Consider the following 14,320-nt stretch of genomic DNA (forward strand, 5'->3'; position numbering starts at 1 on the left):
TTAACCGCCATCCGGCCTACCGTTCGATTCACCGTCGGCAATATTCTCAAAGCAGGAGTTATGTCATGAGTAAACTGTTCGATCGCTTTCGCTACTTTAAACAAAAGGGCGATACGTTTGCCGATGGGCACGGGCAAGTGATGCACACCAACCGGGACTGGGAAGACAGCTATCGTCAGCGCTGGCAGTTCGACAAAATTGTGCGTTCTACCCACGGCGTTAACTGTACCGGCTCATGCAGTTGGAAAATCTACGTCAAAAACGGACTGGTGACCTGGGAAACGCAGCAAACCGACTACCCGCGTACCCGCCCTGACCTGCCAAATCATGAACCCCGTGGCTGCCCGCGCGGTGCCAGCTACTCCTGGTATCTTTACAGCGCCAACCGTCTGAAATATCCCCTGGTGCGTAAACGTCTGATCGAACTGTGGCGCGACGCCCTGTCCCGCCAGCCCGATCCGGTGCTGGCCTGGGAATCCATTATGAACGACCCGCAAAAATGCCAGAGCTACAAGCAGGTACGCGGGCGCGGTGGTTTTATCCGTTCCAACTGGAAAGAGCTTAATCAGCTCATTGCTGCCGCCAACGTCTGGACGGTGAAAACCTATGGCCCGGATCGCGTGGCCGGGTTCTCCCCGATCCCTGCTATGTCGATGGTCTCCTATGCCGCAGGCACACGTTATCTTTCGCTACTGGGCGGAACCTGCCTGAGCTTCTATGACTGGTACTGCGACTTACCGCCTGCATCACCGATGACCTGGGGCGAACAGACCGATGTTCCAGAATCCGCCGACTGGTATAACTCCAGCTACATCATCGCCTGGGGGTCAAACGTGCCGCAGACCCGTACCCCGGATGCGCACTTTTTTACTGAAGTACGCTACAAAGGCACCAAGACGATTGCCATTACGCCGGATTACTCGGAAGTCGCCAAACTGTGCGACCAGTGGCTGGCCCCCAAGCAAGGGACAGACAGCGCGTTGGCGATGGCGATGGGCCACGTGATTCTGAAAGAATTCCACCTCGACAATCCAAGCGATTACTTCATCAATTACTGTCGTCGCTATACCGATATGCCGATGCTGGTTTTGCTGGATGCCCGGGAAGATGGCAGCTACGTTCCAGGGCGCATGATGCGCGCCTCAGACCTTGTCGATGGTCTGGGCGAAAGTAACAATCCGGAGTGGAAAACCGTGGCCTTTAACACTGCTGGCGAACTGGTGGTCCCGAACGGGTCTATCGGTTTTCGCTGGGGCGAGAAAGGTAAATGGAACCTGGAGCCACTGGCGGCTGGCGCTGAAACAGAACTTTCCCTCTCGCTGCTCGGTCAGCATGATGAAGTGACTGGCGTGGCATTCCCCTACTTCGGCGGTAACGAAAACCCACATTTTCGCAGCGTGAAACAGGAACCCGTGCTGATTCGTCAACTGCCGGTAAAACATCTTACCCTCGCCGATGGCAGCCGTTGCCCGGTGGTGAGCGTCTATGATCTGGTGCTGGCGAATTACGGCCTCGACCGCGGTCTGGATGACGCTCATAGCGCGCAAGATTACAGCGAAATGAAAGCCTACACCCCGGCCTGGGGAGAGCAAATTACCGGTGTCCCTCGTCGTCATATCGAACAAATCGCCCGTGAGTTTGCCGATACGGCGCACAAAACCCATGGCCGTTCGATGATTATCCTCGGGGCTGGCGTCAACCACTGGTATCACATGGATATGAACTACCGTGGAATGATTAACATCCTCGTGTTCTGCGGTTGTGTGGGACAAAGCGGCGGCGGCTGGGCGCACTATGTGGGTCAGGAGAAACTGCGTCCGCAAACCGGTTGGTTGCCGCTGGCCTTTGCGCTGGACTGGAACCGCCCGCCGCGTCAGATGAACAGCACCTCGTTTTTCTACAATCACTCCAGCCAGTGGCGTTATGAAAAACTCACCGCTCAGGAACTCCTCTCTCCGCTGGCTGACGCGTCGAAGTTTAGCGGACATTTGATCGACTTTAACGTGCGGGCAGAAAGAATGGGCTGGCTGCCGTCCGCGCCGCAGCTCAACCTCAACCCTCTGACCGTCAAAGCAAAGGCAGAACAAGCGGGAGTGTCGCCTGCGCAATACACTGCACAGGCGCTGAAATCGGGTGAAATTCGTTTTGCCTGCGAGCAGCCGGATAGTGGTAACAACCATCCGCGTAATCTCTTCGTCTGGCGCTCTAACCTGCTCGGCTCCTCCGGTAAAGGGCATGAATACATGCTCAAGTATCTGCTGGGTACCGAAAGCGGGATCCAGGGGGAAGCGCTCGGTTCAAGCGAAGGTATTAAACCTGAAGAGGTGGAATGGCAGTCCGCGGCGATAGAGGGCAAGCTTGATCTGCTGGTAACGCTCGATTTCCGTATGTCGAGTACCTGCCTGTTCTCCGATGTCGTTTTGCCGACCGCCACCTGGTATGAAAAAGACGATATGAACACCTCGGATATGCATCCGTTTATTCACCCGCTGTCGGCGGCGGTCGATCCTGCGTGGGAATCGAAGAGCGACTGGGAAATTTATAAAGGCATCGCCAAAGTCTTCTCTGAGGTTTGCGTCGGGCACCTTGGGCAAGAAACGGATGTGGTATTACAACCGCTGCAACACGACTCCCCGGCAGAGCTGGCGCAGCCGTTTGACATTCAGGACTGGCGTAAAGGCGAATGCGATCTCCTCCCGGGGAAAACGGCGCCCAATATTGCCGTCGTGGAACGTGACTATCCCGCCACCTACGAACGCTTCACTTCGCTTGGTCCGCTAATGGACAAGCTCGGTAACGGCGGGAAAGGTATTACGTGGAATACCCAGGCGGAGGTCGATTTCCTCGGCAAGCTTAACTACACCAAACGCGAAGGTCCGGCGAAAGGCCGACCACTGATAGACACCGCGCTGGACGCGTCTGAGGTGATCCTCGCCCTCGCACCGGAAACGAACGGTCAGGTGGCGGTGAAAGCCTGGGAAGCGCTGGGAGCGATGACCGGACGCGAGCATACGCATCTGGCGTTGAACAAAGAAGACGAGAAAATCCGTTTTCGCGATATTCAGGCGCAGCCGCGCAAAATCATCTCCAGCCCCACCTGGTCCGGGCTGGAAAGTGAACATGTCTCCTATAACGCAGGCTATACCAACGTCCACGAGCTGATCCCGTGGCGAACCCTGTCCGGTCGCCAACAGTTGTACCAGGATCACGCGTGGATGCGAGCGTTTGGTGAAAGTCTGGTGGCATATCGTCCGCCTATCGATACCCGTAGCGTCAGCAATATGCGCGAAGTTCCGCCTAACGGCTTCCCGGAAAAAGCGCTCAACTTCCTGACTCCGCATCAGAAATGGGGGATCCACTCTACCTACAGCGAAAACCTGCTGATGCTGACGCTGTCGCGCGGCGGCCCCATTGTCTGGATCAGTGAGACCGATGCTAAAGAGCTGGGCATTGAGGATAACGACTGGATTGAAGCCTTTAACGCCAACGGCGCGCTCACCGCGCGGGCTGTGGTGAGTCAGCGCGTGCCGCCGGGAATGACCATGATGTATCACGCTCAGGAGCGAATCATGAATATCCCTGGCTCGGAAGTCACCGGTATGCGCGGCGGGATCCATAACTCAGTCACCCGCGTCTGCCCGAAACCCACGCACATGATCGGCGGCTATGCGCAACTGGCATACAGCTTCAACTATTACGGCACAGTCGGCTCTAACCGCGATGAGTTCATCATGATTAGAAAAATGAAAAATATTAACTGGCTGGATGATGAAGGTCGCGATCAGGTACAGGAGGCGAAAAAATGAAAATACGCTCACAGGTAGGCATGGTTCTTAATCTGGATAAGTGCATCGGCTGCCACACCTGCTCCGTCACCTGTAAAAACGTCTGGACCGGACGTGAAGGGATGGAATATGCGTGGTTTAACAACGTTGAGACCAAGCCAGGCATTGGCTATCCGAAAAACTGGGAAGATCAGGAAGAGTGGCAAGGCGGCTGGGTTCGCGATGTTAACGGGAAGATAAGGCCGCGCCTGGGCGGCAAGATGGGCGTTATCACCAAAATTTTTGCTAACCCGGTGATCCCGCAAATCGATGATTATTACGAACCCTTTACCTACGATTATCAGCATCTGCATAGCGCGCCGGAAAGCAAGAATCAGCCCACCGCACGTCCGCGTTCGCTGATAGATGGCAAACGGATGGACAAGATTATCTGGGGTCCTAACTGGGAAGAGTTGCTCGGCGGTGAGTTCTCAAAACGTGCCCGCGACCGTAACTTTGAGAAAATGCAAAAGGAGATGTACGGGCAATTCGAAAACACCTTCATGATGTATTTACCGCGCTTGTGCGAACACTGCCTGAACCCTAGCTGTGTCGCCACCTGCCCGAGCGGTGCCATCTATAAGCGTGAAGAAGACGGCATCGTGTTGATCGACCAGGATAAATGTCGCGGCTGGCGCTTGTGCATCAGCGGTTGTCCGTACAAAAAAATCTACTTTAACTGGAAGAGCGGTAAATCAGAGAAGTGCATTTTCTGCTACCCGCGTATTGAGTCCGGCCAGCCGACGGTATGTTCGGAAACCTGCGTGGGACGCATCCGCTATCTTGGCGTATTGCTGTATGACGCCGACCGCATCGAAGAAGCTGCCAGCACCGAGCATGAGACCGATCTCTACGAGCGTCAGTGCGATGTGTTCCTCAATCCACACGACCCGGCGGTCATTGAAGAGGCATTAAAACAAGGTATTCCGCACAACGTCATCGAAGCGGCCCAACGTTCGCCCGTTTACAAGATGGCGATGGACTGGAAGCTGGCGCTGCCGCTGCACCCGGAATACCGCACCCTGCCGATGGTCTGGTATGTACCGCCGTTGTCGCCGATTCAGTCGGTCGCTGACGCGGGGGGACTGCCGCACAATGGCAACATTCTGCCAGCGGTTGAATCACTGCGAATTCCGGTTCAGTACCTTGCCAACATGCTTAGCGCGGGCGATACCGGTCCGGTGCTGCGCGCGCTAAAACGAATGATGGCCATGCGCCATTATATGCGTTCGCAAACCGTAGAAGGCGTTACGGACACCCGCGCGATTGAGGAAGTGGGTCTGACCGTTGAGCAGGTTGAAGAGATGTATCGCTATCTGGCCATCGCCAACTATGAAGACCGCTTCGTGATCCCGACCAGCCACCGTGAAATGGCGCGTGATGCGTTCCCGGAGAAAAACGGTTGCGGATTTACCTTTGGCGACGGCTGCCATGGTTCAGATACCAAATTCAACCTGTTTAACAGCAGTCGTATTGACGCCATCGACATCACCGAAGTGCGTGATAAAGCGGAGGGTGAATAATGCAAATCCTGAAGGTTATCGGCCTGCTGATGGAATATCCCGACGAGTTGCTGTGGGAGTGTAAAGACGAGGCGCTGGCGCTTGTGGCCAGCGATGCCCCAATGCTTACCGAATTTAGCCTAGGGCTGCTCAATGCGCCATTACTGGATAAACAAGCCGAATGGTGTGAGATATTTGACCGGGGTCGGGCCACCTCTCTGCTGCTGTTTGAGCACGTGCACGCCGAGTCTCGCGATCGGGGCCAGGCGATGGTTGATCTGTTGGCGCAGTACGAAAAGGTCGGACTGCAGCTCGACTGCCGCGAACTGCCGGATCATCTGCCGCTGTATCTGGAGTACTTAAGCGTGTTGCCGGAAGCGGAGGCCAAAGAAGGATTGCAGAACGTCGCACCGATTCTGGCGCTGCTGGGGGGGCGTTTGAAACAGCGTGATACGCCGTGGTATCAACTGTTTGACGCCCTGCTACTGCTTGCCGGAAGCCCTCTTTCAAGTGACAGTGTCACTAAACAAGTTGGCACGGAAACCCGCGACGATACCCGACAGGCGCTGGATGCCGTCTGGGAAGAGGAACAGGTGAAGTTTATCGAGGATAACGCCACCGCCTGTGACAGTTCACCGTTACAAAACTATCAACGACGCTTTAGCCAGGACGTGGCACCTCAGTATGTCGACGTCAGCGCGGGAGGCCCGAAATGATACAGTACCTGAACGTCTTTTTTTACGATATCTACCCGTACCTCTGTGGCACGGTGTTTATCCTCGGCAGTTGGCTACGCTATGACTACGGGCAATACACCTGGCGAGCCTCTTCCAGCCAGATGCTGGACAAACGCGGCATGGTGTTATGGTCAAACCTGTTCCACATCGGCATTCTGGGGATCTTTTTCGGGCACCTGTTTGGCATGTTAACCCCGCACTGGATGTATGCCTGGTTCCTGCCGATTGCGGTGAAGCAGCAGATGGCGATGATCGCCGGTGGGCTCTGTGGCGTGCTGACGCTGGTCGGTGGCGCTGGCTTGCTGGTACGTCGTTTGACCAATCCGCGCATTCGTGCAACCTCCTCCACTGCCGATATCCTGATCCTCTGCGTTCTGCTGATTCAGTGTATCCTCGGCTTAACCACCATCCCATTCTCTGCGCAGCATCCTGACGGCAGTGAAATGCTGAAACTGGTAGGTTGGGCGCAGTCGGTGGTGACTTTCCAGGGCGGCGCGTCTGCGCATCTGGATGGCGTGGCGTTGATTTTCCGTGTGCACCTGGTTTTGGGGATGACTATCTTCCTGCTGTTCCCGTTCACACGCCTGGTTCACGTGTGGAGCGCGCCGTTTGAGTACTTTACCCGCCGCTATCAAATAGTGCGTTCACGCCGATAAATTCGCATTGAAATGTCGGGTGACGACACGCCTTATCCGGCCTACAACCAGGTACCGTGGGCCGGATAAGATAGCGATCATCGCCATCCGGTATTTTGCACGTTATGATGCTTCTCCATTCCAGGGAGAACGTTAATGAAACCACAGGTTTACCACGTCGATGCCTTTACCTCGGTACCCTTTCGCGGCAATTCAGCAGGCGTGGTTTTGCATGCTGACGGACTGAGCGAAGCGCAGATGCAACTCATTGCTCGCGAGCTGCGTCATTCGGAAACCGCTTTCCTGCTGACCAGCGACGACAGCGATGTTCGCATCCGCTATTTCACGCCGACGGTCGAAGTTCCTATCTGTGGGCATGCTACCGTCGCTGCACATTATGTGCGGGCAAACGTGCTTGGTTTGGGCAACAGTACAGTCTGGCAAACCTCGCTGGCTAGTCGTCATCGGGTGGATATCGAAGCTACCGGGAATGACTATCGTATTAGCCTTGAGCAAGGCGTACCCGGATTTGAACCTCCGCTGGAAGGGGCTATTCGTGGTGCGATTATCGATGCCCTACACCTGAGCGAAGACGATATGCTGGCAGGCTTGCCGATTCAGGTTGCTACCACCGGGCATTCGAAAGTGATGATTCCGCTCAAGCCCGAGGTGGACCTCGACGCCCTTTCCCCTGATTTGCAGGCTCTGACAGCCATCAGCCAACAAATTGGCTGTAACGGCTTCTTTCCTTTTCAAATCCGCCCGGGCGAAAACGCCACCGATGGCCGCATGTTTTCGCCTGCAATTGGGATTGTGGAAGACCCGGTTACCGGCAATGCCAACGGTCCAATGGGCGCGTGGTTGGTTCACCATGGGCTGATGGCGCATGATGGGAAAACGTTACGTGTTCAGGGACATCAGGGCCGTGCGCTCGGGCGCGACGGTATTGTTGATGTGACGGTGACTATCCGTGATAACCAGCCAGAAAAAGTCACCATTACCGGTTCGGCGGTGATCCTGTTTCACGCAGAATGGACGATAGATTTTTAATTGTTCCCGGAGGCCGGATAAGGCGATTACGCCAATCCGGCACTAATCCCGATGCCCCTATTTCCCCGCGTCCGGATGCGTATCAAACGCCGCCATTACCGTCGCCAGCTCATCCTGGGTAAAGCCATGCTTCACGTCATCCACGCCCAGGCCAAACCGCTCCTGCAACAAAGCATACAGACTGGCGACGTCAGGTAGATTAATCTGTTCTACCGCGTGTCCATCCTGATAATGGGTGAAATGAAAATTGGTTAACGTTAATTTCCCGCCGTCAGGCAGATGACGACACATCAGCAAATGATGGCGAAAATGTGATTGCGGCCAGTGAGCGGACCAGAAGTTGCCTATCAGATAATCGCTCTGATGCTGTACGACCAGGTCGAAACGGTACATTGATTGCCAGTGTTCGTGATGACAGAACTGTAGGATCCAGTCTTCACCTTCCTGAATCAGCCGATATTCGCCGTGTGGTGTCTTCTGCTCAACATTCGCCTGCAGACGAATCGGCGCCGTCAGCGTTTGCCCGCCGAAGCCAACGTCGGCGATCCACTGCTCTCCCTGCAACTCAACCAGCAACAGACGATGCGTGCGTGGTGGCAGGCTTGACGGGTTCGCCAGTACCACTCGTCCGAGCAGACTGCGTACGGTAAAACCGATTTCGCGTAGCGCTCGCTCAAATACTCCGTTCTGTTCAAAACAATAGCCGCCGCGACGCGCCGTCACCAGCTTCTCCTCCAATGACAAATCGTCAAGCTGCATCTCTCTTGGAAGCAATACATCCAGGTTTTCAAAAGGTATGGCGGCGTTGTGCAGTAAATGTAGCGCCCGTAAGGTTTCAATGTTGACCCTGGCCAAATCTGACCAGCCAATACGGGCAAAATAAGCGGTTAAAAAAGGCGTCATACGGAGTTCCTGTTCGATTAATGCAGTACTTATAGCGCATTTTTAATTTTGCGCCGTCGATTTTGTGCGTTGTTCCTCCAGACGAGGCGACAAAATCGCTAATACCGTTAATATCTATGTTTATTGTGGTGTGTTATCTCTCAGCCAAGGAGCATCCATGAGCCATTTTCGTCCGATCGAATTAAAACATGCCAGTCGGTTGCTAAATCACGGCCCAACGATATTAATCACCAGCCGGGATGAGCATACCGAGCGGCGAAATGTGATGGCTGCCGCGTGGTCAATGCCCGTGGAGTTTGAACCACCGCGGATCGCGATTGTTGTCGACAAGACCGCCTGGTCACGTGAGCTCATTGAACGTAGCGGCAAATTCGGCATCGTTATTCCGGGCGTTGCCGCCGCCAACTGGACCTGGGCCGTAGGCAGCGTTTCCGGTCGTGTGGAAGATAAATTCAACTGCTACGGCATTCCCGTGGTGCAGGGACCGGTACTGGGTTTACCGCTGATTGAAGCAAAATGTCTGGCCTGGATGGAGTGCCGCCTGTTGCCTGCCACTGCGGCACAGGAAAAATATGACACGCTGTTTGGTGAAGTGGTCTCGGCTGCCGCTGATGAGCGAGCCTTCGTGGAAGGACGCTGGCAGTTTGATGATGGCAAGCTCAATACCCTGCATCACCTTGGGGCCGGAACGTTTGTCACCAGTGGAAAACTCATAACAGCAGCTGAATAATGGCACGACAAAACGGGCGGATTTTCCGCCCGTTTTTTCTTACATGCTGTAGCCGGGTTTTTTAATCAACCTTGCCATCTGCGGCGCAATCTCCGCATCCCACACGCCCTGCCACGCCGCGGGCTCAATTTCATTAAGCGCCACGCTCACTGAACTGTCTTTGCTTTGCAAATGACGAATAATGACGTCGGTAATATCCGCCGCCAGCGCGGATTTTTGTTCGTCGTTCAGGTCGCGAGGAAAACATTTGATATCGACGTGCGGCATAGCAGATTCCTTATTGTTTTGGGATGCAGTTAACTTATGCGGATTCTCGTTCCACCAGGTGAAATCCAACATCAATAATATCGTCTTCACGCGGAATTTGTTCGATACGATCGGCAAGCAGAGAGGCGGCGCGTTGTCCAATAGCCCGTCTGTCGACGCTGACGGTGGTGATGGCTGGTCGGTTACTGGCGGCAAAGTCGAGATCGCCAAAACCGATTACCGCTAATTCCTGCGGCACGCGTAGACCACGGCTTTCGGCTTCCATGATCGCCCCCTGAGCTAACGTATCTGAGCTACAGACGATGACATCAAACGCGCGTTCAGCCAATAGCTGTGCCAACCCGCTACGCCCCAATGCCAGAGAGGCAGGAAGCGGGACATCCACCTGTGCGCCAGCCGCGATACCATGACGACTCAGCGCATCGCACAGTCCTTGTTTACGCTGGCCTGCCCGGCGATCGGCGGTCCATAGCAAACCAGGACGGCGATACCCTTTGTCCAGCAAATAGTCTGCTACCGCCTGCCCGACTTTTTCGTGCGAAAACCCCACCAGCATATCGATGGGCGTTGGCGTTAAATCCCAAATTTCCACGACCGGGATGGCCGCATTAAGAATCACCTTTTTCAGCTCGGCGGTATGATGGATACCGGTGAGCACTACACCATCCGGGCGACGAGAAAGCAGCGTCGCCACCAGCTCAGCCTCTGTTTGCGGCGTATAACCCGACACGCAGAGCAAGATGTGGTATCCGCGTTCAGCCAGTTCATCGCTTAATGACTGGATGGTATCGACAAACATATTGTTGTTAATTTGTGGGACAACCACAGCAATAAGCTTACTGCGACGCGACGCCAACCCCCCGGCCAGCGCGTTGGGAATATAGCCAGTGGCGCGTACCGCCTGCATCACTTTTTCAACCGTTCTCGGGCGCACCAGTTGCGGGGTATTCAACGCCCTGCTCACCGTCATGGGCGACAATCCCGCGGTACGGGCAACATCTTCCAGCGTGGGTGCGCGCGGAGGTCTGGGATTTTTCACTGTCGATGCCCTTGTCAAAAATCGCTGATTTATCCTGGCATTATTCATCATGATTTCGGCTATTGCCAGCGCCCCTCTACGATAACGCTGAGAAAACAGCAGCTTAGTTAATTAGCGCCATCTGAAATGATAGCGCCATCATAATGACTTGTGCATTTACCCATAAAGTATTGGAATGTGATGCTGTTAACAAGTTACTGCCCTTTCGTCTCAGTATTTGTGAGCGATTGTTCAAAACGCATTCAATTCGCTGGCGCAATGATTGCGCTAACACTAAAAATGTTAGCGCAATCATTTGTTATCACCAGGAGAGATTAAAATGTCATTAAGTGCGAATTCCGATGCCGTAACGTATGCCAAATCAGCCAATGCAAAAACCGCGGCTGAAACCGGCGACCGTATCGAGTGGGTTAAGCTGTCCCTGGCTTTCCTTCCTCTGGCAACACCCGTGAGCGATGCCAAAGTGCTGACCGGTCGCCAGAAACCCCTAACCGAAGTTGCCATTATTATCGCGGAGATCCGCAGTCGCGACGGGTTTGAAGGCGTTGGATTTAGTTACTCCAAACGGGCTGGCGGCCAGGGAATCTATGCTCATGCCAAAGAAATTGCCGATAACCTGTTAGGCGAAGATCCAAACGATATCGACAAGATCTACACCAAGCTGCTGTGGGCTGGAGCTTCCGTGGGGCGCAGTGGCATGGCGGTTCAGGCTATCTCCCCTATCGATATCGCCTTGTGGGATATGAAGGCCAAGCGTGCAGGGTTGCCGCTGGCAAAACTATTGGGTGCACACCGGGACTCCGTGCAGTGTTACAACACTTCCGGCGGATTCCTGCATACGCCGCTGGATCAGGTGCTCAAAAACGTCGTTATTTCCCGTGAAAACGGCATTGGCGGCATCAAACTCAAGGTTGGTCAGCCAAACTGCGCCGAGGATATTCGCCGCTTAACCGCGGTGCGTGAAGCGCTGGGCGATGACTTCCCGCTGATGGTCGATGCCAATCAGCAGTGGGATCGAGAAACCGCCATTCGTATGGGACGAAAAATGGAGCAGTTCAATCTGATCTGGATTGAAGAGCCGCTGGATGCCTACGATGTGGAAGGTCACGCCCAACTGGCCGCCGCGCTTGATACCCCGATTGCTACCGGTGAAATGCTGACCAGCTTCCGCGAACATGAACAGCTGATCCTCGGTAATGCCAGTGATTTTGTGCAGCCCGATGCACCGCGTGTGGGGGGAATTTCACCGTTTCTGAAAATTATGGACCTGGCGGCGAAACACGGTCGCAAACTGGCTCCGCACTTTGCCATGGAAGTTCACCTGCATCTGTCCGCCGCTTACCCGCTTGAGCCATGGTTGGAACATTTCGAATGGCTGAACCCGTTATTTAATGAACAGCTTGAGCTGCGCGATGGGCGGATGTGGGTTTCCGACCGTCACGGTCTGGGGTTCAGCATCAGCGAGCAGACACGCCGCTGGACGCAATTAACCTGCGAGTTTGGTAAACATCCATAATTTATTTGGCGGGTAAGTAATACCCGCCCTCTTCCCTACAGAAACGCTCTCAACCTTATGAAAGGAGTGGGTGATGAACACAATAATAAAGCGCACAAAAGTGCGTTACGGTATTTTGATATTTCTGTTTCTTGCCACCGTATTTAATTACGCCGATCGCGCGACGTTATCCGTCGTGGCTCCGATTATGAGCAAAGAATTAGGTTTTGATCCCGAAGCAATGGGGCTGGCCTTTTCTGCCTTCGGTATTTCTTATGTCATTATGCAATTGCCTGGCGGCTGGCTACTTGATCGCTACGGTTCTCGTCTGGTATACGGCTGCGCCCTGATTGGCTGGTCGCTGGTGACCATGTTTCAGGGCACCATTTATCTGTACGCCAGTCCACTTGTGGTATTGATTATCTTACGTTTACTGATGGGTGCCATTGAGGCTCCGGCCTTTCCTGCCAACAGCCGATTAAGCGTGCAGTGGTTTCCTAATAACGAACGAGGATTTGTCACCTCAGTTTACCAGGCCGCGCAATATATCTCGTTAGGGGTAATTACACCGTTAATGACGATTATTTTGCATAATCTCAGCTGGCACTTTGTTTTTTATTACATCGGGGCGATTGGCGTTATTCTTGGCATCTTCTGGCTGGTAAAAGTCAGAGATCCTATGCATCATCCGAAGGTAAACCAGCAGGAAATTGACTATATCCGGGAAGGCGGTGGCGAACCGTCGCTGGGAAATAAAAAAGAGCCACAGAAGATTACCTTTGCGCAAATAAAAAGCGTCTGCGTCAACCGCATGATGATTGGCGTTTACATCGGGCAGTTCTGCGTGACGTCAATCACCTGGTTCTTCCTGACCTGGTTTCCTACCTATCTGTATCAGGCTAAAGGAATGTCGATTCTTAAAGTGGGGTTTGTCGCCAGTATTCCTGCTATTGCCGGTTTTATCGGTGGATTGTTAGGGGGCGTTTTTTCAGACTGGCTATTAAAACGCGGCTACAGCCTGACGGTTGCTCGTAAGCTACCCGTTATCTGCGGAATGTTACTTTCCTGTGTCATCGTTATCGCTAACTACACCTCGTCAGAATTTGTGGTTATCGCGGCGATGAGTCTGGCATTTTTCGCCAAAGGCTTTGGCAATCTGGGATGGTGCGTACTTAGCGATACTTCCCCAAAAGAAGTGCTCGGCATTGCTGGCGGCGTATTCAATATGTGCGGCAATATGGCGAGTATTATCACGCCGCTGGTGATTGGCGTCATTCTGGCGAATACCCAGTCATTCGATTACGCCATTCTGTACGTCGGTTCGATGGGGCTGATTGGCCTGATTTCTTATCTGTTTATCGTGGGGCCACTGGATCGTATTACGCTGAGCCCGTCCGTCGCGTAATGTAAGCTTATGGCGATAGTTCGCCCGCTGTTCCGGGATTTGCACTCCTGCGGAACAGCGTTTTTTTGTTTAAATAATCTTATTATTTTTCAGTACAGTACGCAGTCGCGGGTGCTGGCAAACCGCGTCAGCGATGGCGCTGATATTGGGCGTGTTGTCCTGAAACCAGTCATGCCCCGGCCCCCAGGTGCGCATAACGGCAATATAAACGTCCAGCAGTGTTAGCTGATCGCCAAACGCGTACGGCTCAGCGCTTAGCTGGTCGTTCAGCCACATATAAAGCGATTTGCGGTACTCAATACAGTTCTTTTTCAACTGCGCCGCGGCGTCTGGTACCCAGCGTTGTGGATAATCGGCATAGGTAAACGTTGGATAGACATTTGCCACCAGCCATATCAACAGACGCTGAAACTGCTGGCGCTCAGCGTGCCCAACGGGTGGCGCAAGTTCAGGACAACGATCGAGGATCATCAGGGCGATCGCCGCCGTTTCCGTCATCACGTTACCATTTTCCAGTATCAGTGTGGGCACCTGGCACAGCGGATTCATTTTTTTAAGCAACTCCCGCGAAGGCCCGTCGCGGTCAAAACCATCAACATCAATAAAGCTGTAAGGGATCTCCGCCAGTGTGAGCATCACTTCACTGATGGCCGATCCCCAGCCCGGCCCCCCATAGACCTTAATCATGCTGCAACCCCCCAAAGTTAAAACCCTAAGTGTAGAGCAGCATTCG

General features: G+C 53.9%; 12 protein-coding genes. 8 read left to right on the plus strand and 4 right to left on the minus strand.

From position 1 onward, the window contains the following. The first annotated feature begins 65 nt into the window (after nucleotides 1–65). From BZK42_RS04055 to BZK42_RS04075, 5 genes are all read left to right on the plus strand, one after another. Nucleotides 66–3,806 carry a nitrate reductase subunit alpha gene (locus tag BZK42_RS04055; RefSeq protein WP_080858781.1) on the plus strand — a complete coding sequence of 1,247 codons (3,741 nt, stop codon included), beginning with the start codon at nucleotides 66–68 and terminating at the stop codon, nucleotides 3,804–3,806. Continuing rightward, nucleotides 3,803–5,347, plus strand: a complete 1,545-nt coding sequence (gene narH, locus BZK42_RS04060) for a nitrate reductase subunit beta (protein WP_016156550.1) — start codon at nucleotides 3,803–3,805, stop codon at nucleotides 5,345–5,347. Before BZK42_RS04055 ends, narH begins: the two co-directional genes overlap by 4 nt. After that, nucleotides 5,347–6,042 (plus strand): nitrate reductase molybdenum cofactor assembly chaperone, encoded by a 696-nt coding sequence (narW, locus tag BZK42_RS04065; protein WP_053389785.1) that lies wholly within the window; start codon nucleotides 5,347–5,349, stop codon nucleotides 6,040–6,042. Before narH ends, narW begins: the two co-directional genes overlap by 1 nt. Next, complete coding sequence (gene narI, locus BZK42_RS04070; RefSeq protein WP_003833047.1) at nucleotides 6,039–6,719, plus strand: respiratory nitrate reductase subunit gamma; 681 nt, start codon at nucleotides 6,039–6,041, stop codon at nucleotides 6,717–6,719. Before narW ends, narI begins: the two co-directional genes overlap by 4 nt. 135 nt (nucleotides 6,720–6,854) lie before the next feature. Continuing rightward, the gene (locus tag BZK42_RS04075) at nucleotides 6,855–7,748 is read left to right on the plus strand and encodes a PhzF family isomerase (RefSeq protein ID WP_080858782.1); all 894 of its coding nucleotides are present in this window, start codon (nucleotides 6,855–6,857) and stop codon (nucleotides 7,746–7,748) included. Between the two features lie 57 nt (nucleotides 7,749–7,805). On the opposite strand, the gene nhoA is transcribed toward BZK42_RS04075, so the two are convergent. Next, nucleotides 7,806–8,651 carry an N-hydroxyarylamine O-acetyltransferase gene (nhoA, locus tag BZK42_RS04080; protein ID WP_080858783.1) on the minus strand — a complete coding sequence of 282 codons (846 nt, stop codon included), beginning with the start codon at nucleotides 8,649–8,651 and terminating at the stop codon, nucleotides 7,806–7,808. A gap of 157 nt (nucleotides 8,652–8,808) precedes the next feature. On the opposite strand from nhoA, the gene BZK42_RS04085 reads away from it, so the two are divergent. Further along, on the plus strand, nucleotides 8,809–9,381 hold the full coding sequence (locus BZK42_RS04085) for a flavin reductase family protein (protein ID WP_053389788.1): 573 nt from the start codon (nucleotides 8,809–8,811) through the stop codon (nucleotides 9,379–9,381). Between the two features lie 39 nt (nucleotides 9,382–9,420). Here the strand turns inward: BZK42_RS04085 and pptA are convergent, their stop codons facing one another. Further along, entirely contained in the window at nucleotides 9,421–9,648 is a 228-nt protein-coding gene (gene pptA / locus BZK42_RS04090) for a tautomerase PptA (protein WP_080858784.1), read from the minus strand. Nucleotides 9,649–9,682: 34 nt separating this feature from the next. Continuing rightward, nucleotides 9,683–10,735 carry a LacI family DNA-binding transcriptional regulator gene (locus tag BZK42_RS04095; protein WP_370468755.1) on the minus strand — a complete coding sequence of 351 codons (1,053 nt, stop codon included), beginning with the start codon at nucleotides 10,733–10,735 and terminating at the stop codon, nucleotides 9,683–9,685. 271 nt (nucleotides 10,736–11,006) lie between these two features. Between BZK42_RS04095 and BZK42_RS04100 the strand changes: the two genes are divergently transcribed. After that, the gene (locus BZK42_RS04100; RefSeq protein WP_080858785.1) at nucleotides 11,007–12,203 is read left to right on the plus strand and encodes an L-talarate/galactarate dehydratase; all 1,197 of its coding nucleotides are present in this window, start codon (nucleotides 11,007–11,009) and stop codon (nucleotides 12,201–12,203) included. Nucleotides 12,204–12,276: 73 nt separating this feature from the next. Next, nucleotides 12,277–13,587: an MFS transporter gene (locus BZK42_RS04105; protein WP_016156557.1), complete on the plus strand. Its 1,311-nt coding sequence runs from the start codon at nucleotides 12,277–12,279 to the stop codon at nucleotides 13,585–13,587. 69 nt (nucleotides 13,588–13,656) lie between these two features. Here BZK42_RS04105 and BZK42_RS04110 read toward each other — a convergent pair whose 3' ends face one another. Continuing rightward, a complete protein-coding gene (locus tag BZK42_RS04110; RefSeq protein WP_080858786.1) occupies nucleotides 13,657–14,274 on the minus strand; it encodes a glutathione S-transferase family protein in 618 nt (205 codons plus the stop codon). Nucleotides 14,275–14,320: the final 46 nt, after the last annotated feature.

The organism is Citrobacter braakii (assembly GCF_002075345.1).
GTDB classification, from domain to species: domain Bacteria; phylum Pseudomonadota; class Gammaproteobacteria; order Enterobacterales; family Enterobacteriaceae; genus Citrobacter; species Citrobacter braakii.